The organism is Methylobacterium ajmalii, from assembly GCF_036448855.1.
GTDB classification, from domain to species: Bacteria; Pseudomonadota; Alphaproteobacteria; order Rhizobiales; family Beijerinckiaceae; genus Methylobacterium; species Methylobacterium ajmalii.
Window position 1 is genome coordinate 1 of the sequence record NZ_JAZFXT010000008.1, and the last position, 18,949, is coordinate 18,949.

The window sequence follows — 18,949 nt, forward strand, 5'->3', positions numbered from 1 at the left end:
CGACCAACATCCTCCGCGAGCCTCCCGTTCCGAATGCGGGAGGCAGTCTGGATGAAGTATCCTGGGGGTCCCGTTTGGACGCCGATCACCCCGGAAACGGGGTCCTTATTCCACGCCTAATCACAGATCGTCGGCTGGTCGGTCGCGTCAGCCATGGGCGGCCTCCCCGGAACCGGCGCAGGCGGTGCACGTCATGGCGTCGTGCCAGCCGCAGCCCTCCTCGCAGGGGTCCTCCTGGCTGCAGCCACAGGTCAGGCAGACGCGGCCGACCAGGGAAGGGATGCGGATACGCGGCTTTCCGCCCACAACGTCGACCCATTTCCGGTCGATGCCGTCAGCGTTCAGCGCAGCGCTTTCCAGGGCTTTGAGCGCTAGACGCTGGGCCTCGGCGCCAGCCCGCTCGGCCGGTCCCGGGAGATACTCGGCGATGGCGCCTGCGACGGCGAGCTCCAGGGCCACCGCCCCGATGCGTGCCTGCTCCTCGGGAGAAAGCGTTGCCCAGACCGTCGCGCCGTCGAAGGGGGTGGGCGAGATGTTGCTGGCGTCAGCCATGGTCGGCCTCCTTGGGCGCCGGGGCGGCCGCCTCGCCGTCGGCGACGCCGGCGGCGTTCCCGACGATGCCGAGGACGGCCCAGACGAAGACGAAGCCGGAGGCAAACAGGCTGGCGTGCCACGCTGCGGCGAGGAGGTCCCAGCCATGCCCGGCCAGGACGAAGATGATGGCCACGATGGCGGCGGCCGAGACGGAGACCCTCCCGGGGCCTCCGGCGATGAGGGCGAGGACGGCGCGCATCAGGCGGCCGCCTTCGCCGGCTTGGCCGGCAGGTCGAGCGGAGTGTACTCGCAGCCGATGGTCGTGATGTAGTGGTTGAAGCGGACCTCTACCTCATAGGTCACCACGCCGTCCTCGGAATGAAGCCCCCGCACCCCCGGTGACACGCCGACGACGCCCCTCAAGGCGCGGATCATGTCGAGCCTACGTCCGAGGTCCTCTTCCTGCTCGCGGCTCGGCCTGCCCCGCACGGAAGCCGCCAGCACCATCCGCTTCGGAAGCAGGCGGACCTCGCACCACTCGACCGCATCCCCCAGGCTGCGGACCCACGTCGCGATCAGGAAGTCGGTATGGCTTGCGGCGGCAGGCGGGTTCCTGTCGAGGTCCTCGAACGCCATCCGGCCGCGGTCGCGCTTAAGCCGCGCCAGGGCATCCTTCGCGGCCGCGTCTACGCCCGCCTCGGCCTGGCGGGCGGAGCCGTCCTCCAGGACCTGCGCGATCAGCACCGACGCCCAGCGGGCGGCCTTCTCCGTCTCGGTGGGCTCCAGTCGGCCGGGTTCGAGGCGAACCGGATGACCGCGGTAAAGCCCCTCGACGGAAGCGGACCAGGCCTCCTTGTTCTCGGTCGTCAGCTCCTCGACGGTCCGGATGACGAATGCGCCCGGCACGAGCGACCGCGCCCAGGCCATGTAGTCCTTGTCGCTGACGCCGTCCCAGCAGCCGGTGCGGCGCGCGAACTCCACGCGATCATGGGCGGTCGAGCCCGGCAGGGGCTTCGGCACAATCTCGAAGCCACGTCCTGCGAGGCATTCGATGACCTCGACAGCGCGCTCAACGGGTGCCTTGTCCGAATGCAGTTCAGCGTCCCGGTCGAGGGCAATCGTGACGGCCGGGATTGTCTGGGGGTGCTGGCGCACGTTGGCGCTCCTGGGGAAACCGGGGTGGAGGGGGAGGAATCGGGTGCGCCACTGCCGCCTGGCGCGCGACGAAGCCGTCAGGCCGCGGCGGCGAGGGGCTGCTCCGCGGGTCGCGCCGATCCCGGGCCGTCGTAGCCGGGGTGCCGGAGCTCGACCGGGAGCCAGCCCGTCGGCAGGACCGAGGCGACCGCGTAGGCCACCAGGTCGCCCTTCTTCATGCCGGCGGCGCGCCGCCCCTCGGCCTCGCCGAGGACCTCGCCCACGATGGCGACCGCCACCGCCTTGGGCGCGCTCTTGAAGAAGGCCTCCCCGTCGAACCGCTCGCGAAGCTCGGCCTGGAGAACGGACGGGTCAGGCAGTCCCATCAGCGCCTGGACGGACGGACGCTCCGAGGGCGCGCGGGGCTTGGAGCCGTGCTCGCGGTAGAGCGTCTGGACGCCCCGGGCGGCGACGCCGGCCGCGACGACCAGAAGCTCGTCGACCGACATGGCCGCCAGGCGGGCGACCAGGGACGCGAAGGCCTCCTTGTCCCGCAGCGCGGCCTGCGCGCCGCCGACGCCTTCGAGGCGGAGCTTCATGGGCGCCGCGTAGGCGTCCGCCGTCAGGGCCCCGGCCAGAAGCGCGACGAGGCCGGCGGTCGGTGACGAGCCCAGCGTGGCCTGGACGGCCGCGGTCGCGGTATCGCACAGCCTTTCGACCAGGGCGTTGGGAAGGCCGCTGCCCTCGGGCTCGGCCGGCGCGGTCGGGGCGGCCGGCTCGGGCTTCGCCGGGGCGTCCTCGGGGCGGACGACGTACGGCTCGACGGCGACCTTGCCGTCGTAGCCCAGCGTCACGACGAACCCGGACCGGGCACGATCCTCCGCGCCGAGGGGGATGCGGGCGGCGGCCTCGATGGCGGCGACCTCGGCGTGCGCGGCCGCGATGGCCTCGTCCGTCGCGTCGTCGTCGTCGGCATCGAGATAGGCCTGGAGCTCGTCGTATCGGGCCTGCTCCTCAACCGAGAACGCGCGCTGGCCGTCCTTCAGGCGCGGCCAGCTCCAGCGCCATCCAGGATCGAGGTCGCTGCCCTTGGCGACCCAGCCCCAGCCCTCCTTGGCGCGGCGCTCGCACTCGGCGTCCAGACGCTCGTCGACGAGGCGCTGCAGCAGCGCGCGGTCGCTGACGACGTCGCTGCCGCCGAACAGATCCTCGACGACCGTCCCGCCCGCGGCCCTGTAGGCCTTGGCGCCGACGTACGAGAGCATGTGCGCGACGTGGCCGTCGAGGCCGAGGCGCTCCTTGATCTTCCACGCCGAGCCGTCCTTCAGGACCGATCCGAGAACGCGATCCTGGTCGGCGTGGGACGGGGCCAGCGTGAACGTACGGACGCTCTCGACGCTGATCTTGCCGGCGCGCCAGGCGTCGAGCACCGCAGGGCTGACGCCGCCCAGGGCCAGCAGCTTCCGGACCTGCGCAACCGGCTGGCCGAACCTCGCCGAGATCTCCTTCTCCTTCAGGCCGGCGCGCCGGAGCTCGGCGTAGGCCTCGACCTGGTCGGCCTCGTGCATCGGCGACTGGTTGACGTTGGCGGCGAGCCCGGCCTCCCGGGCGGTTTCGACGTCACGCGCGGTCACCGGCACCTCGCTATTCGGGGCGAGCTTCCCGGCGACCACGAGGCTCTCCAGGGCGGCGTGGCGGCGATTGCCGTCCACGACGTAATGGAACCCGTCGCCGCCCGGGACGACGACGAGGGGCTGGATCAGCCCCAAGGCGTCGATGGACGCCGCAAGGGCTTCGAGCCCGGCGTCGCGTCCGGTCTTGCGGACGTTGACGACGCCGGCCGGGGCGTCGGGATGATGGCCGGGACGGAGGGAGGACAGGGCGATCTGCACGGCGGGCACCTGCTGCATTGGAGGGATGGGACCGGGAGGGCTGCGCCACCGTCGCCTGGCGCGTCGACGGAGGCCCTCAGAACGGCATCTCGTCGGGGTCGTCCGAGGTGAAACGGGCCCTGACTTCGGGCACGGGCGTCTCGGCCGGCGGGCGACCGAGGAACTGCGCGAGCTCGGCATGCCACCGCTCCTCGCCGAGCCACCGCTGCAGGTCGGCGGCCTCGACGTAGGCGAAGTGGGGGCCGTCGACGGGGCTTCCGCCGCAGTCGTAAGTCCCGCGCTCGTAGCCGAGGCGGTAAGCCTCGCGGATGGCGTCGATGTCGCTCACGAATCCCTCCCAAGGGCGGCGGCGGCGAGGGCGACCGCCGCGGCCACGCCGGCCTCGCCGGAGGCCTGGACGGCGAGGAACTGGAAGCTGGAAGTCGGCGTGGCGTCGTCGCGGATGACGCCCGTGTGCGGGTCCCGGCGCAGGCCGAGGTAGGCCAGGACGGTGTGGTGGACGGGCCCCCGCCCGAGGAGGCTCCTGCTGACGGCGGTCTGGGCCGCCGATGCCTTGAGCGGCAGCGTGCTCGCGATGGCCTTCTGCGAGCCTGCCGCCTCGATGGCCTTGGCAAGCCGGGCGCGGGCTTGGCGTTCGGTGAGCGTCACGAGGGCCTCCCGGGCAGGACGCGGGGAAGGCGAGCGCCGCGGACCGGCAAGGTCGGGCGGGTCGACGCAGCCGGGGCGGGCTCCGGTTCCGCCGCGGGCAAGTCCTCGGCGGCCTTGGCGGCGGCGCGCTCCCTCGCCGCGGCGTAGGGGTCGTACGGCGGGGGCGCCGGCGGCGGGCCCGAGCGGAACTCGGCCAGCATCCCCGCGAGGCGCTCGATCTCCGACTTCACGACCTTGAGGATCGCGCGCTCGGTCTGCGAGGCCTGATCGCGCAGGCCCTGCCCCTGGTAGAACTCCAGGCCCTGGGACACGAACCGGCATTCGGCGAGGAGGTCGGCGAGGCGCTTGCGCGTCTGCACCGCGTCGAGGTCCTTAAGACCCGCGGTCCACTTATCCATGTGCCGCCTCCTTGAACCGGTAGGTCGCGTCCGCCTTCTCGACGCCGAGCGCCTCCAGGATCGCCGGACCCGGCCCGCGGCGCCCCGCCAGGGCATCCAGGACGTATGCCGTGCTGACGCCGTGGCGGCGCGACCACGCCAGCGCGCTCCCCTCCGTATCCACGCGCTGCCGTAGCAGCGCCCGCACTTCCTCGGCCGTCACCGGCGCCTCCGTTGGCTATTGACGCTTTATAGCGTTCCAGCTTCTATTTGAGTCGTCAAGGCCAATTCGGCATTGGGAACAATCTGCACGCACGATGCCCTTCTGCGTGCAAATCGTTCCCGGGGTAGATGCTTCGAGTTTCGAAGGATTACACCATGAATTCTTGGTGGCGATCGAAGGACGGAATGGCCAGTCCTTCAAGGACAGCGACGCCAGTCCTTGCCATCCCGGCCTGGGAGCAGGCCTACGAGGCCGTCCTGACCAAGGATTGCCTCGCGCTGGGTGCGCGCTTTTGTCCTGTGGAGAAGGCCGCCGGCGACGACCGGGCCCGCTACGAGCTGGCGCCCGGGACGGTCGTCGCCGTCGCGTCGGCGCGGTCCAGCAGCCCGAGCCGGGCCTACGTCGCGAGGGCGGACGGCAACGTCGAGGAGATCAGCGCCGCGGCGGCCGAGGACCGAATCGATCCCGCGGGGGCGGCCCGGCGCGCATGGCGGAGACGCTGCTCCCGCTGCGGGCTGACGGAGACGCCCTGCCGTTTCCCCGTCCCCGCCGGCCACGGCTACGAGGCCGACGTCGTCTACGACTGGGCCGGGGAGGAGCATGTGGCCGCCTGCGTGAGGGCGACCGCCAAGTGCGTCTGGCTCCGTGCCGTGACGTACGAGGAGGCCGTCGAGCTCGGTCTAGCGTGACGTACCGAGGGCGGCGCGTGTCGTATGCGTCGCCCCGCTGCAGGATGTTTGGGTCAGTCCACGGAGGGGATGATGAGGGGAATAGTTCTAGCCATCGCCAGGGCGCTCGCCGCTGCCGGGCGCCTCAGTTGGGTCACGGTCTGGGAGGGCGGCAAGCTCGTCTCCCGCCTCGTCCGCACGGCCCTGACGCCGCCCGATCCCGTCGGCGAGGCCGAGGCCGAGCTCGCTCACGAGCTGACGGCGCCGGTCGAACAGGAGCCGTCCCCGGCCGAGGCCTGGGGCCGCGCCGCGATGCATTATATGGCCGGCGAACCCGCCTCCGCCGGTGACCTCGACGACGCGGCGCGGGCCTATCTCGACGGCCTGACAGTCGATCAGCAAGTGGCGCTGTCGCAGAACGACCCCGCCGTGATCGGCAAGCACCTCCTCGGCGAGCGTCTGCTGCCCTCCCTGCCGCGGCCCCCGACGCCTGCGGAGTTCCGCGCCATCGAGGCTGCCCGCGCCGCCGCCGCGGCCGCCGAGGCGCACCAGCGTCTCGTGGGCGACGAGTTCAAGCTGTCTCACTTCCGCGAGGTTCTCGACGACTTGATCGACGAGTCGCTCCCCATGGCCGCCTGACCGCGCCATCGCCGGAACAACGAAGCCCGCCCCGGGCGACCAGGGCGGGCTTTTTCGTGCCTGAAATAAACCCGCGAGACTGTCGTCTTTCTTGCTTGAAGGCCTTGCTTCTTGCTGCGTGCGCACAAAAAAGCATGCCGTGCGCCCGCGATGGCATTTCGTGCGCCCTTCTCAGCCCCGCGTGCGCTTCGCCAGGATGGCCTTCCTGAGGATCGCGTCCCGGAGGCGGTCGTCACCAGCGCGGACCTCGGCGATGGCGACGGCGGCCGCGACCCGCCGGGCCCGAACGACCGCAGCCTGCCGACGGATGCTGGCGGCCTCGCGGTAGGCCGCGTCGCGGTCGAGCTTCTGCGAGATCAGGACCGACCCGAGGCCCAGGGCGCCCGTCGTCAGGACGTTGTCGAAGCTCTCGGCCACGTCGCGGGCGGAGGTATGGTAAGACGGCATCGGGGCGACCTCCTCGTTTCGGGCGCGTCCAGGAGATCGGGATCCCGGAATCGATGTCCAGAGCCCGCGTTCGGTCGTGGTTACCGAACCGCCTGGGCCCTGTGGATGGCTCCGTTTCCCCGCCGTGTTCGTACGCCCCCGAAGACAGCGCCTTTGGAGCCTAGCGTTCGTTCGCGTGGTCTAGGCCCCCGTTACCTCCGCACCGCGTAACGCCGAAGCGTCAGACTGTAACGGAAGATCAAACCGATTTTGGCCGTCCCGGCGAGATTTCCGGGACGGCGCGACCGCCCTCACTGGAGGGCGATGTAGCCGATCTGATCGGCCAGGGCGGCGTCCTACGTCGAGGGGGCCACGAGGGTGACGACGTCGCCCTGATTGACGAGGAAGGACTGCCCGCCGGTCGTCGTGAACGTGGTCACCGGCTTGCCGGCGCCGTAGACGACCGTGCCGACCGTCGACGGCCAGCGTCAGGACGGTCTGCGCGGCGACCTCGGTGCTCGCCTTGCCGGCCGAACCCAGGCGCGCCGAGAGACCGCCGGACTGGTTCAGGCCGAGGTAGCCAGCTGGGCTCCCTCTGCAATCGATGTACGAGCTTTTGACCCAAAGCGGCTCCTCGCAAGCTCTGTCGGGAATGTCCGGTCGCGAGTATTTACCAGACATTTGATTTCATGACACGGCTTCCTGACATTCGCTGCGTCGCCGGGCTCTCACGCCAACTGCGTCACCGCCGAAGGATTTTCTGGCTGTCAGGAACGGGTCGTTTTTCTTACATGCCAGTTCATGTGGTGGAATGATCGCTGGGGGGAATGAGCCGTACGAAGGCCCGCCATTCCCTTAGCTGTTCACGCGCTCACTATGCTCCTACCAAAGCCATCAAGCAGTTGACGGAGCGGGCATGCAGCGCATCACGATCACCATCGACGACGAACTGCTGGCGGCGGTGGATCGTCTCTGTACCGAACGCGGCTATGGTAGCCGCTCGGAGGCCGTGCGTGACCTCGTCCGCGATGCGGTCGCCCCATCCCAGGGCGATCAGGCGGGCGCTGCGTCCTACTACGGGACGCTGAGCTACGTCTACAATCATGGCACCCGCGACCTGGCGCGCCGTCTCACCGATGAAGGTCACCACCACGGGGTGTCCATCGCCAGCATGCATGTGCATCTGACCAGAGACGATTGCCTGGAAGTTGCAGTGCTGCATGGATCTGTGCCGGCCATGCAGGCTTACGCCGATCGCATCATCACTCAGCGGGGTGTGCGCTACGGCCACCTGCACCTCATTCCCGAGAACAGCGCCGAGCCGGCCAACCACCCGCACCCGCACGATGACAACGCTGGCTCCTGAGGACCGCCGGCCACAGCCTTCGGTGTGAACTTTGCGTAGATTTCTCATACGCGGGACGTGCGAGGGGCACGCCTCGATGCCGCTTTTGGAACGCCGTTGGTCCGCTCTACCTTGTCATCTGCCCTCGGGGTACGTCGATACAGCCTGTTCAGCTCCGCCAGCGTCCTGCTGGTCGCCTCCCACGCCTGGGCCGCGCCGGCGGTGACCGAGACCGCAGATACCATCGCGCTCTCCGAGATCACGGTCGCACCGGAAGCACCGGCCGCCACGTCATCGGGCACACCTAACGCCAGCGCCGGCTATGTCGGCGGCGTCACCGGCATCGGCGGCGCGCTTCGACCGTTTGATGCTGCAAGTGCCGGTATCATCACGGGGGCGCAGATCAACAGCCGCCCGGTGACCCGACCCGGCGAGGTGCTGGAGGAAGTGCCGGGCCTCATCATCACGCAGCACTCGGGTGAGGGCAAAGCCAACCAGTACTTCCTGCGTGGCTTCAACCTCGACCACGGCACCGACATCGCCATCAACGTCGACGGCATGCCGGTGAACATGCGCACCCATGCCCACGGCCAGGGCTACGCCGATCTCAACTTCCTGATCCCCGAGCTCGTCGGCGCGGTCGAGTTCCACAAGGGCCCGTACTTCGTGCGCGACGGTGACTTCGCCTCGGCCGGCTCGGTGCGGATCGACTATCTCGACAAGCTCAACCGCAACATCGCGCTGACGACGTTGGGCAGCTTCGGTCTTAAGCGAGCCCTCTCGGCCGCGTCGGCACCGCTCGGCGCGGGCAACCTGCTCGTGGCGGGCGAGGCGCAGACCTATGACGGCCCGTGGGTGGTGCCTGATACCCTCCGCAAGTTCAACGGCGTGGTGCGCTACAGCCAGGGTACGCCGCTCGACGGCTTTGCGGTCACCGGCATGGCCTACTGGGCCAAGTGGAATGCCACCAATCAGATTCCCGAGCGGGCGGTGGCGGAGGGGATCATCGGTCGCTACGGCACCCTCGACCCGAGCGATGGCGGCGATACCGGGCGCTTCTCGCTGTCGGGGCGCTGGAGCCAGTCGGATGACAGCGGCATCACGCGGGCCTCGGCCTACGTGATCCGATACCAGATGAACCTCTGGAACAACTTCACGTATTTCCTAAACGATCCGGTCAACGGCGACCAATTCCGCCAGCGCGACAGCCGCGTGCTCGGCGGCGGCGAAATCTCGCGCGTGTTCCAGGGCGACCTGTTCGGGCTCGCCATAGAGAACGAGTTCGGCGTGCAGACCCGCACCGACGACATCCGGGTCGGCCTGTTCAACACGACGGCGCGGCAGTATCGCTCGACGGTACTGGACGACCGGGTGCTGGAGGCCAGCGCCGCGTTCTACTATGAGAACCGGGTGCGCTGGACCGACTGGCTGCGCACCAGCGTCGGCTTCCGGGCCGACGGCTACTATGCCGATGTCCGCTCCGACACACCGGCGAATTCGGGTCGCGCCCGCGACGGCATCGTCAATCCGAAGCTCGGGGCGGTGTTCGGGCCGTGGCGCGACACCGAGCTGTACGTGAACTATGGCGGCGGCTTCCATTCGAACGATGCCCGCGGCGTCACGGCCACCGTCGATCCGGTCAGTCCGCTGTTCAACGTGTCCCGCTCGCCGTTCCTGGTCCCCTCGACCGGCTACGAAGTCGGGATCCGCAACCGCTCGATCACAGGGCTGGAAACCTCCCTGGCGCTGTTCCGGCTCGATTTCGCGTCCGAGAACCTGTTCCAGGGCGACACCGGCACCACCGAGCCGAGCCGGCCGACACGGCGGTTCGGTATCGAGTGGAGCAACCATTACGCCGTCACGCCCTGGCTGGCCCTGGAGGGCGACCTGACGATCACCAACGCCCGCTTCGCCGACCGCGACCCGGTCGGCCGGCGGGTGCCCGAGGCGCCGACCACGATCGCGTCGGCGGGCATCACCTTCGGCGAAGGCCAGGGCTGGTTCGGCTCCCTCCGCTTCCGCTATTTCGGGCCGCGCCCTCTGATCGAGGACAACTCGGTGCGCTCGAAGCCGACCGCGCTTCTCAACGGCCGGGTCGGGTACAACTTCGACAACGGGGTCAGCCTCTCCCTCGACGTGCTGAACTTGACCAATGCCAAGGCGGATCAGATCACCTACTACTACGTGTCACGCCTGCCGGGCGAAGACGCGGCCGGCGTCGCCGATCGCCACTTCCACCCGGTCGAGCCGACAGCCGTGCGGCTGACCCTCGCCGGCCGGTTCTGAGACCCGATTTCCCTACCTGATAAGGATTTTCGCATGCGCACCCTCGCTGTCTCGATCGGATTGCTGACGGCTCTTTGGATCGGCCCTGCCGCGGCGCATGGCTGCCATCATGGCTGGCAGCAGGCCCCCGCGGAGGGTTGGCACAGCCACGGCCTCAAGTGCGATGCCCGCAAGGGCCTCGGCGTGTCGCGCCGCGGCAAGGGGCACGCCCGCCGGGCGGCGTAGCATCGAGGTTCGAGGCGCGTGACCGTGCGGGCATCGGGTTCTCCGATGCCCGTCGGTCGTTTCTAGAGCCGAGCAGCTTCGCCGCTTCGAGAGCCGCTCGACGCGTCGAGCAAACAGTGCAACGGGCCCGGACCGGCACGGTCCCGGGGGTGCTTGGGCCTTGGACTCAAAGCAGATCTCTGCCCCGTCCGAACCCGGGCAGACTGGATGCCGCCTGATGTGCGACGTCGGCCGGCCGCGGCGCTCATGCGTGCATCGCCAGCATCCAGACCGCCATGGCGACCATCATCAGGTTCTCGGTCAGCGACACGAAGCCGAGCGGCACCTTGCTTGACCCGCCGACGCAGGCGCACTTGATCTCGCGCTTGTCGACATAGACCGCCTTGAACACCGAGACGGCCCCGATCGTCCCGATGAACAGGGCAACTGGGATCGACAGCCAGTTCAGGGCTCCCGCGACCATGAGGATGCCGGCGAGGCCTTCCAGGAACGGATAGGCGTAGGCGTAGCGGACCCAGCGTTGGCCGAGCAGGTCGTAGCCCAGAAACATCGACGAGAAGCTCTCGACGTCCTGCAGCTTGAGGAGGGCGAGCACACACATGCTGAAGGCGATGAACCACTCGGCCGCGCGCATCGTGAACGGCGTGCCGGTGACGGCGTAGCTGGCCGCCAGCGCCATTAGCGCCGTCATGGAGAACACCGCAACGACCGGCGTGTAGGTCGTCGCGTTCGGGTCGTTCGCCGTTGTGCCGAAGCGACGGCGCAGGTCGTCGTACCCCCCGACGCGCGCGCCGTCGATGAAGGTCTGGGGCGTCGACTTGACGTCGTGCTCGGCCTTGAAGCGGTCGGTCTCCTCGCGCGTGGTGAGCCAGTGATCCTCAACCGCGAAACCCTGGCGTTCGAGCAGGTCCTTGGCCTTCAGCCCATACGGGCAGAGGTGCTTCTCCATCACCATGCGGTAGAGGACGGCCTTCTTTGCGGTGGCTGGCATGCGAATTTCCTCAAGCAGTCTGTCGATATCGGGGGAAGCGGACCGGGATGAGCCCGGCCCGTGCGGTGCCTACCGGCCGTGCCGCTTCAGCCACGCCTCCATGTCGGCGATCTCCTTTTCCTGATCGTCGATGATCTTCTGCGCCATCGCCTGGGTCTCGGGGTCTTTGGCGTGCGTCAGCGCGACCTTCGCCATGGCGACAGCACCCCTGTGGTGCGGGATCATGTGCGTGCGGAAGTCGACGTCCGGGTCGCCCGTATACGCGACGTCCATCTCCTTCATCATCGCCGCGTCGGCGGCCTTGAACGCGACGGTAGAGACGGTGTCCTTCGGGTCCGGCTTCGTCTTGCCCATCCCGTGCCCGGGCATGGAGCGATGGTCGTGCGACGCCTGCGCGAGGGCGGGACCGGCTAGGCCGGCCGAGATGAGGACGATGGCGGCGAAGGTGCGAGGGGAGGTCATGGATCGGTCTCTGTTTCGAATGGGAATCAAATCGAACGGGCCGCCCGGGACGGCCCCGGGTGAGGCCGGGGCGTGCGCGGACTTCGCCTAGGAGGCGGGTCGGCCGCACCCAGGGCGGCGAGAGGCGGGATCGACAGCCACGAGATCTCCCCGTGCCGGTAGGGCCGGAGGTGCACCGTCGATGCGGGCACAACTCGGGCGTTGCGCGCCTTCAGGCGCGCCTCATCTCACGCGCGGGCTCGGGGAGGCCTGGGCAGGGCTTCGGGTCCGGCGCCGGTGCGAACGGGAGCATCGCGCGGGACCAGCCTGACGGCCCGGAACGGGATCGGCGCCAGGGCGGGCGGGCCGGGCAGAATGCCGGCGGCACAGCAGGCCATCGTTCCGCAGCAGCGCACCCGGCAGGGGCCGGGGCAGCAACTATCGTCCCGGACAGGCCCGACAGCAGTGATCCGGAGCGTGGTCTCCAGGTAGGCCGGAGGCTCGCCCCGGGCGACATGCCCGGCAGGGTTCACGGCCGGAACCGCTGCCACCGAGGCGGTCCGCATGTGCGTCGCGGGCCCGTTGCCGGCGTGCTGCGCGTGTCCCTCATGGGCCTGGCCTGCCGACGGTACGAGGGAGGCGAGGATCACGAGGATCACCGCCGCCAGCAGGCGCACGATCGGCCGATCGGGGATCATGAGGCTGGCTCGCACCTGCTCCGGTTGCATAATCATGCCCGTCTGCCGGGCGTGACCGTTCGCCAGGAAGTTTGGTCGTGGGCTCGGAGTTTCAAGAGCAGGCGAACCTATCCACCCGACGACCGGCATCGTCGTCGGCAACGGTCGCAATGATCGATAATGACGAACAAAATCATCGTAACGTTCTGTTGGATCGAATGCTCGTGGATCGGCACGGTGGGGACAGATCCAAGCGACCCCGCGAGACCGTCATGACCACCGCGACCCTCATCGTATCCCCCCTCGCCCCCCTGCGCCGCATCCTGCCCGGCCTCCTCCTGTGCCTCGCGGTGACCGGCGCCGCCCTCGCGCTCGAATCGGCCGAGGAGCACCTGTTCGGCCGCGCCTGGCTCGAGGCCCTGGTGCTCGCCATCGTGCTCGGCACGGCCCTGCGCACCGCGTGGAACCCGGGTGCGCGCTTCTTCCCCGGCATCGCCTTCGGCGCCAAGACGGTCCTCGAAGTCGCCGTCGTCCTGCTCGGCGCTTCGCTCAGCCTCGCAACCCTGCTGGCGGCCGGACCCGGCCTGCTCGTCGGCATCGCCGTGGTGGTGATGGCGGCGATCGCGGCGAGCTACGGCATCGGCCGCGCCCTGGGTCTGCACCCCCGGCTCGCGATCCTCGTCGCCTGCGGCAACTCGATCTGCGGCAACTCGGCGATCGCCGCGACCGCCCCGGTGATCGGTGCGGACGGCGAGGACGTCGCCTCCTCCATCGCCTTCACGGCGGTGCTCGGGGTGCTGGTCGTGCTCGGCCTGCCCTTGCTCGTGCCGCTCCTCGGCCTGTCGCCGATGCAGTACGGCGTGCTCGCCGGCCTCACCGTCTACGCCGTGCCGCAGGTGCTCGCCGCGACGGCGCCGGTGGCGGCGCTGAGCGTGCAGGTCGGCACCCTGGTCAAGCTGGTCCGCGTGCTGATGCTCGGCCCGGTGGTGCTGGCGCTCTCCCTCGGCGCGAGCCGGCTGCGCGAGGAGACGGACGAGCCGGCCCCGCACGTCACCGCGGGGGAGCGTCCGAAGCCCGGCCGCGTCGCGATCCACCGCCTCGTACCGTGGTTCATCCTGGCGTTCCTGGCGATGGCCGGCCTGCGCTCGGGCGGTCTGATCCCGCAGGCCGCCCTGCCGCCGATCGCCGCGACCGCCAACGTGCTCACCATCGTGTCGATGGCCGCGCTCGGGCTCGGGGTCGACGTGCGCAGCGTCGCCGGCGCGGGGCTGCGGGTCACGCTGGCGGTGGTCGCCTCCCTGATCGCCCTCACCGCGGTCAGCCTCTGCCTGATCCATATCCTCGGCATCGTCTGACCGAGCGTCCTCGGAGCGACCGTTCCCCAGCACGCCGGAGGGAAAACGATCTCTCCAATCGATCGGAACGAGCAGGACTTTCCATTGGAAACCCTGTCTCGTGGAAGATACTTTCCATCAGCCAAGGGAGAGCGCGAGACGCTCGGCCCGGACCCGGAGGAACACCCTTGAGCCATCCTGCCATTCCCCGCCGCGCGATGCTTGCCGGTCTCGGCCTCGGCGGCCTCGCGGCCGCGGTGCCGGCCTGGGCTGCGGGCACGGTCAAGCTCCCGCTGCCCGGCGGTCCCGACCTGCGCGACCTGACCACTGCCTTCCCCGGCAAGGGGCCGATGATCCTGCAGCGGACGCGCCCGCCGCTCCTGGAGACGCCGTTCGAGGTGTTCGAACAGGGCGTGTTCACCCCCAACGACCGCTTCTACGTGCGTTGGCACTGGGCCTCGATCCCCACTGAGGTCGACGCGAACGCCTACCGGCTGAAGGTGCACGGGCATGTCGACCGAGAGCTGTCGCTGTCGCTCGACGAGCTCGCCCGGCTGCCGCGCTTCGAGATCGCCGCCGTCAACCAGTGCTCGGGCAATTCCCGCGGCCTGTTCGAGCCGCGGGTGCCGGGCGCGCAGTGGGCCAACGGCTCGATGGGCAACGCGCGCTGGACGGGCGTGCGCCTGAAGGACGTGCTCGACCGCGCCGGGGTAAAGGGTGGAGCGGTGCAGGTCCGCTTCAGCGGCCTCGACGAACCGGTCGTGGACGACGCGCCCGACTTCAAGAAGTCGCTTGACCTCGACCATGCCCGCAACGGCGAGGTCATGCTGGCTTACGCGATGAACGGCGAGCAGCTGCCGCTGCTCAACGGCTTTCCGCTGCGCCTGGTGGTGCCGGGCTGGTACTCGACCTACTGGGTCAAGATGCTGTCCGACATCGAGGTGCTGGACAAGCCCGACGACCAGTACTGGATGAAGACCGCCTACCGCATCCCGGACGTGCCGGGGGCAAACATCAAGCCCGGTCAGACCGGGTTCAAGACGGTGCCGATCAACCGCATGGTCCCGCGCGCCTTCGTCACCAACCTGCGCGACGGCGCACGGGCGGCGGCCGGTTCGCCGGTGGCGGTTCGCGGCATCGCCTTCGGGGGCGATTGCGGGGTCAGGACGGTGGAGATCTCCGCCGACGGTGGCGCGACGTGGTCTCCGGCGAAGCTCGGAGCCGACGAGGGCACCTACAGCTTCCGGCGGTTCGAGGGCGACCTGCCGGCCTTCGCGGCCGGCACCCACGCGATCAAGGTCCGCTGCACCAACACGAACGGGCTGGCCCAGCCGATGGAGCGGGTCTGGAACGGGGCCGGGTTCATGCAGAACGGCGTCGAGACCGTGTCGCTTCACGTCGCCTGAGGGAGAGAGCCATGGTCACATCCCGCACCGCCGCATCCCGCACCGCGTTCCTGCTCGCCGCGCTCGCGCTGGCCTCCACCCCGACATTCGCCGCCGAGGCGACCGAGCCGATGCGCTTCACCTCGCAGCAGGTCGAGCTGCCCACCTCCGACCGCTTCTTCCCGGAGGGCCCCGGGGCGGAGGCCGCCAACAACAATTGCCTTGCCTGCCATTCGGCCGGAATGGTGCTGACCCAGCCCAAGTTGTCGAAGGCGCAGTGGACCGAGACCGTCAACAAGATGGTCCACGTCTACAAGGCACCGATCGACGAGGCCGACGTGAAGGCCATCGTCGACTACCTCGCGGCAATGAAGCCGCAGCCCTGACGGTGACGTGCCCGGCCCGCCGTCGCGACGGCGAAGCCGGGGAAGCACGCCGGGACCGATCCGGTCCCGGCACGTTGTCCCGCGATCCACCAGCCTGGAGACCCGCATGTCGAGCTTGGCCGAGCGCAGGGCGCGCCTGATCGTCCATGGGGAGGCGCCGTACAATGCCGAGCCGCCCCTCGCGCGGCTGCGCGCCTCCTATCGCACGGCAGCCGACGACTTCTACGTGCGCTCGCACGGCGACCTGCCGGAGATCGATGCGGACGGCTACCGCCTCCGCCTCGACGGCGCGATCCCGACAGCGCTGGAGCTGTCGCTGGAGAGCTTGCGGTCGCGCCATGCCGAGGCCACCGTCACGGCGACGATGCAGTGCGCGGGCAACCGCCGTGCGGACATGCGGGCGGTGGCGCCGGTCTCCGGCGACCCATGGGACGGCGGCGCGATCGGCACGGCCGACTGGACCGGTGTCCGCTTGGGCGACGTGCTGCGCGAGGCCGGGATCGCCGAGGGTGCGGACCTGCACGTCGCCTTCGAGAGCCACGACCTCGTCGAGGGCCGGCCCTACGGAGCCTCGATTCCGTTGGCCAAGGCGCTCGCGCCCGAGACCCTGCTGGCCTTCGCAATGAACGGCGCGCCGCTGCTGCCGGAGCATGGCTTCCCGCTGCGCGTCGTCGTGCCGGGCTTCGCCGGGGTGCGCAGCCCGAAATGGCTGAAGCGCATCACGGTGCAGGACCACCCATCGGACAACCCGATCCAGGCCGAGGACTACAAGCTGTTCCCGCCCGACGTAACGGCGGAGACGGCCGACCCCGCCCGGGGTCACACCATCAACACGATGCCGCTGAACGCGGCGATCTGCGAGCCGGCACGCGGGGCACGGCTGGCAGCCGGGGCAAACACCGTCCGCGGCTACGCGGTGTCGGGCGACCGCACCGTCGTACGCGTCGACGTCTCCGGCAATGGCGGGCGGACCTGGGCGCAGGCGGCGCTCGAGCACGATGCGCGGGCGCGCTTCGCCTGGACGTTCTGGACGATCGACCTCGATCTCCCCCCGGGCGAGCATGAGCTGGCGGTGCGCGCCTGGGACGAGGCCGGGCAGACCCAGCCTGCGCTGCCGGACGACACCTGGAACTACAAGGGCTACCTCAGCGCCGCGTGGCACCGCGTGCGCGTGACTGTGGCGTGAGGGCCGGGAGGTCCTCAGACCTGCCAAAGCGTCACGGCCGCGAGGCTCGCGACGGCGGAGAGCAGGAGCGCGATGCCGAGGGTCAGGGCGCGGGGCATCATCCGCATCGGTGCCGACGCGAGGGATCGCCTCACGGCGTGATCGCGCCAGGCCGCCGCACAAAAACATCCGAATGCGCAAGCGACGAGCGCCAGGGCCATGATCCGCAGCGGCCAGCCGGGCAGCACCTCCGACAGGAAGCGTTGCGCGGCCAAACCGACGCTCAGGAACGCGAGCCCGGTGCGCAGCCACGCGGCGTAGGTGCGTTCCGCGGCGAGCACCGTCCGGTCTTCTGCCAGCCGCACGCGCGGATCGTCGGGGTCGACGTTGCTCACGGCTCGGCCCCCCGGATCAGGTCGAGCAGCGCGTCCGCGGCCCGGCTGCGGTATCGCTCCTTGTGGCGTAGGACCCGGAAGGTGCGTGCCGGCAGACCGAGCGGCACGGCGACGAGTGTCCCGGTCCGCAGGGAGGGGGCGACCACCGCCTCCGACAGGACGCTCGCGCCGGCCCCCGCCGCGACGGCGGCGAGCACCGCCTCGTTCGAGGGCAGTTCCAGCGCCACGGTGAGCGCGTCGGGTGCGAGGCCGGCGGCCGCGACGGCGGATTCGAGGGCCGAGCGCGTCCCGGATCCGGGTTCGCGCAGCACCCAGGCGATTGCGGCGAGGTCCGAGGGGCCCGGCTGCGAGCAGCCGGCCAGTTCGTGCCCGGGGCGGACCACGAGGACGAGCCGATCCTCCGCGACCGGAAGGCTCGCGAGGCCGTCATCCTCGACGGCGCCCTCCACGAAGCCGAGCTCCGCCATTCCCGAGCGGACCGCTTCGGCTGCCTGCGCGGTATTGCCGATGCCGAGCCGCAGGATGATGTCCGGATAGGCCGCCCGGAACGCGACGAGGTGGCGAGGCAGCCAATGACCGGCGATGGTCTGGCTCGCGCGGATGGCGAGGGTGCCGCGGCGCAGGCCGCTCAGGTCGGCGAGCACCTGCTCGGCCGCCTCGGCGCGGGCGAGCACCGCGCGTGCCTCCGCGAGGAACAGGCGGCCGGCCTCGGTCAGCTCGATGCCCCGCCCGACCCGGTGGAACAGCTTGACGGCGTGCCGGCCCTCCAGGGCGGCGATGGCCGCGCTGACCGCCGACTGGACGAGGTTGAGCGCCTCGGCGGCCCGGGTGACGTGCTGGCGCTCGGCCACCGCCACGAAGATGCGCAGCTGGTCGAGGGTCACGGCTTGCCGGGCTCGCCGAGAGCCTTGGCGAACAGGTCGCCGATCACCCGGTAGCCCGCATCCGACGGGTGGAGGTCGCGGGCCGGCGTGCAGTACAGCGTCAGGTCACAGAGCCGTGCGCGAGCCTCGCCGGTGCGGTTGAAGGCTGGGAAGACGTCCACGAGACCGGCGCCCGCCTCCGTGACCGCTGCAGCGATCGTGCGGTTCAGGGCCTCGACGAAGCGGTCGGTGTCGGGATCGGTGACGGCGAGCCAGTTGTAGTAGGTGCCGACCAGAATACGCGCCTTGGGCGCCGCCGCGCGCAGGGCGGACAGGATGCGCCGCAGGTTGGTCGCTGTGCGCTCCAGGGCGGGCGGTAAGCCAGCTGCGACGCAGTCCTTGAACCCGTGCCCCTCCGGGCAGCCCACCTGCACGGCCCTGAGGTCGTTGATGCCGATATCGAGGGTGATCAAACCGACCGCGCCCGGATGGGCGGCGAGGTAGGCCGTCGCCGCCGAGAGCTGCGCGCCGGCATAGGGCACGTGCAGCGGCAGCGGCAGCGGCGTGGTGTCGAACGGCTTGCCGGTCGTCGCGAAACCGCACGGCCCGTCGACGAACGAGGTCGAAGATTCGCCGGGGCATCCGAGGTCGACCAGCGTCAGGTCATGGGCCCGCTCGCGCAGATACGAGGCCAGCACCATGGCGTAGCCGGTGTCGAAGCTCCCAGGCCGGACGGTGCCTGCCGCGATCTGCTCCTTGAGCTTGCCGACCTGTAGGCCGTAGGCGAGGGAGTCGCCCAACGCTAGGTAGGTTTTGCCAGCTGGCTCCGCCCGCGCCGCAGAGCCGAGGAACAGCGCGCAGGCGGCGGCTCCCAGAATCCGCAAGAGCCCGCTCTGCACCAGCCCGCTCTGTGTC

General features: G+C 70.1%; 23 protein-coding genes. 9 read left to right on the top strand and 14 right to left on the bottom strand.

All coding sequences use genetic code 11. The features are described 5' to 3' along the window. Nucleotides 1–147: 147 nt before the first annotated feature. From V3T34_RS03185 to V3T34_RS03220, 8 genes are all read right to left on the bottom strand, one after another. Entirely contained in the window at nt 148–552 is a 405-nt protein-coding gene (locus V3T34_RS03185) for a hypothetical protein (protein ID WP_305078807.1), read from the bottom strand. Then, nucleotides 545–793 (bottom strand): hypothetical protein, encoded by a 249-nt coding sequence (locus V3T34_RS03190; RefSeq protein ID WP_305078806.1) that lies wholly within the window; start codon nt 791–793, stop codon nt 545–547. The genes V3T34_RS03185 and V3T34_RS03190 overlap by 8 nt, the downstream gene beginning before the upstream one ends. Continuing rightward, complete coding sequence (locus tag V3T34_RS03195; RefSeq protein WP_305078805.1) at nt 793–1,689, bottom strand: hypothetical protein; 897 nt, start codon at nt 1,687–1,689, stop codon at nt 793–795. The genes V3T34_RS03190 and V3T34_RS03195 overlap by 1 nt, the downstream gene beginning before the upstream one ends. 77 nt (nt 1,690–1,766) lie before the next feature. Beyond that, a complete protein-coding gene (locus V3T34_RS03200) occupies nt 1,767–3,578 on the bottom strand; it encodes a ParB/RepB/Spo0J family partition protein (RefSeq protein WP_305078804.1) in 1,812 nt (603 codons plus the stop codon). A gap of 58 nt (nt 3,579–3,636) precedes the next feature. Next, entirely contained in the window at nt 3,637–3,888 is a 252-nt protein-coding gene (locus V3T34_RS03205) for a hypothetical protein (RefSeq protein WP_305078803.1), read from the bottom strand. Further along, nucleotides 3,885–4,208: a hypothetical protein gene (locus V3T34_RS03210; protein WP_305078802.1), complete on the bottom strand. Its 324-nt coding sequence runs from the start codon at nt 4,206–4,208 to the stop codon at nt 3,885–3,887. The genes V3T34_RS03205 and V3T34_RS03210 overlap by 4 nt, the downstream gene beginning before the upstream one ends. Beyond that, nucleotides 4,205–4,606, bottom strand: coding sequence for a hypothetical protein (locus tag V3T34_RS03215; RefSeq protein WP_305078801.1), 402 nt, complete (start codon nt 4,604–4,606; stop codon nt 4,205–4,207). The genes V3T34_RS03210 and V3T34_RS03215 overlap by 4 nt, the downstream gene beginning before the upstream one ends. Beyond that, nucleotides 4,599–4,808, bottom strand: coding sequence for a helix-turn-helix domain-containing protein (locus tag V3T34_RS03220; RefSeq protein ID WP_305078800.1), 210 nt, complete (start codon nt 4,806–4,808; stop codon nt 4,599–4,601). The genes V3T34_RS03215 and V3T34_RS03220 overlap by 8 nt, the downstream gene beginning before the upstream one ends. A 185-nt stretch (nt 4,809–4,993) precedes the next feature. Here V3T34_RS03220 and V3T34_RS03225 point away from each other — a divergent pair, with 185 nt between their 5' ends. Beyond that, the gene (locus V3T34_RS03225) at nt 4,994–5,497 is read left to right on the top strand and encodes a hypothetical protein (protein WP_305078799.1); all 504 of its coding nucleotides are present in this window, start codon (nt 4,994–4,996) and stop codon (nt 5,495–5,497) included. Nucleotides 5,498–5,566: 69 nt separating this feature from the next. Then, nucleotides 5,567–6,115, top strand: coding sequence for a hypothetical protein (locus tag V3T34_RS03230; protein ID WP_305078798.1), 549 nt, complete (start codon nt 5,567–5,569; stop codon nt 6,113–6,115). Nucleotides 6,116–6,286: 171 nt separating this feature from the next. On the opposite strand, the gene V3T34_RS03235 is transcribed toward V3T34_RS03230, so the two are convergent. Continuing rightward, nucleotides 6,287–6,562: a hypothetical protein gene (locus V3T34_RS03235; RefSeq protein WP_305078797.1), complete on the bottom strand. Its 276-nt coding sequence runs from the start codon at nt 6,560–6,562 to the stop codon at nt 6,287–6,289. 895 nt (nt 6,563–7,457) lie between these two features. On the opposite strand from V3T34_RS03235, the gene nikR reads away from it, so the two are divergent. The 3 genes from nikR to V3T34_RS03250 all read left to right on the top strand — a co-directional run bounded on the left by nikR (nt 7,458) and on the right by V3T34_RS03250 (nt 10,397). Further along, nucleotides 7,458–7,907, top strand: a complete 450-nt coding sequence (gene nikR, locus V3T34_RS03240) for a nickel-responsive transcriptional regulator NikR (protein WP_305078796.1) — start codon at nt 7,458–7,460, stop codon at nt 7,905–7,907. Nucleotides 7,908–8,108: 201 nt separating this feature from the next. After that, nucleotides 8,109–10,172 (top strand): TonB-dependent receptor, encoded by a 2,064-nt coding sequence (locus tag V3T34_RS03245; RefSeq protein ID WP_407942662.1) that lies wholly within the window; start codon nt 8,109–8,111, stop codon nt 10,170–10,172. A 33-nt stretch (nt 10,173–10,205) separates the two neighbouring features. Continuing rightward, a complete protein-coding gene (locus tag V3T34_RS03250) occupies nt 10,206–10,397 on the top strand; it encodes a hypothetical protein (RefSeq protein ID WP_048427058.1) in 192 nt (63 codons plus the stop codon). A gap of 244 nt (nt 10,398–10,641) precedes the next feature. Here the strand turns inward: V3T34_RS03250 and V3T34_RS03255 are convergent, their stop codons facing one another. Together V3T34_RS03255 and copM are read right to left on the bottom strand one after the other, a co-directional pair. After that, a complete protein-coding gene (locus V3T34_RS03255) occupies nt 10,642–11,388 on the bottom strand; it encodes a glutaredoxin (RefSeq protein ID WP_305078795.1) in 747 nt (248 codons plus the stop codon). A 69-nt stretch (nt 11,389–11,457) separates the two neighbouring features. Next, nucleotides 11,458–11,850, bottom strand: coding sequence for a CopM family metallochaperone (copM, locus tag V3T34_RS03260; protein ID WP_305078794.1), 393 nt, complete (start codon nt 11,848–11,850; stop codon nt 11,458–11,460). A 928-nt stretch (nt 11,851–12,778) separates the two neighbouring features. Here copM and V3T34_RS03265 point away from each other — a divergent pair. The 4 genes from V3T34_RS03265 to V3T34_RS03280 all read left to right on the top strand — a co-directional run bounded on the left by V3T34_RS03265 (nt 12,779) and on the right by V3T34_RS03280 (nt 16,797). Next, entirely contained in the window at nt 12,779–13,861 is a 1,083-nt protein-coding gene (locus tag V3T34_RS03265; protein WP_305078793.1) for a YeiH family protein, read from the top strand. Between the two features lie 197 nt (nt 13,862–14,058). Beyond that, complete coding sequence (locus V3T34_RS03270) at nt 14,059–15,246, top strand: molybdopterin-dependent oxidoreductase (protein WP_305078811.1); 1,188 nt, start codon at nt 14,059–14,061, stop codon at nt 15,244–15,246. An 11-nt stretch (nt 15,247–15,257) separates the two neighbouring features. Next, nucleotides 15,258–15,611, top strand: a complete 354-nt coding sequence (locus V3T34_RS03275; RefSeq protein WP_305078792.1) for a c-type cytochrome — start codon at nt 15,258–15,260, stop codon at nt 15,609–15,611. 106 nt (nt 15,612–15,717) lie between these two features. Further along, the gene (locus V3T34_RS03280; protein ID WP_305078791.1) at nt 15,718–16,797 is read left to right on the top strand and encodes a molybdopterin-dependent oxidoreductase; all 1,080 of its coding nucleotides are present in this window, start codon (nt 15,718–15,720) and stop codon (nt 16,795–16,797) included. A 14-nt stretch (nt 16,798–16,811) separates the two neighbouring features. On the opposite strand, the gene V3T34_RS03285 is transcribed toward V3T34_RS03280, so the two are convergent. Genes V3T34_RS03285 through V3T34_RS03295 form a run of 3 tightly spaced genes read right to left on the bottom strand, consistent with a single transcriptional unit; the run spans nt 16,812 to nt 18,834 of the window. Continuing rightward, on the bottom strand, nt 16,812–17,171 hold the full coding sequence (locus V3T34_RS03285) for a YidH family protein (RefSeq protein WP_279360064.1): 360 nt from the start codon (nt 17,169–17,171) through the stop codon (nt 16,812–16,814). Then, entirely contained in the window at nt 17,168–18,055 is an 888-nt protein-coding gene (locus V3T34_RS03290; RefSeq protein ID WP_232388833.1) for a LysR family transcriptional regulator, read from the bottom strand. Before V3T34_RS03290 ends, V3T34_RS03285 begins: the two co-directional genes overlap by 4 nt. Continuing rightward, on the bottom strand, nt 18,052–18,834 hold the full coding sequence (locus tag V3T34_RS03295) for an SGNH/GDSL hydrolase family protein (RefSeq protein ID WP_305078790.1): 783 nt from the start codon (nt 18,832–18,834) through the stop codon (nt 18,052–18,054). Before V3T34_RS03295 ends, V3T34_RS03290 begins: the two co-directional genes overlap by 4 nt. Nucleotides 18,835–18,949 lie beyond the last annotated feature (115 nt).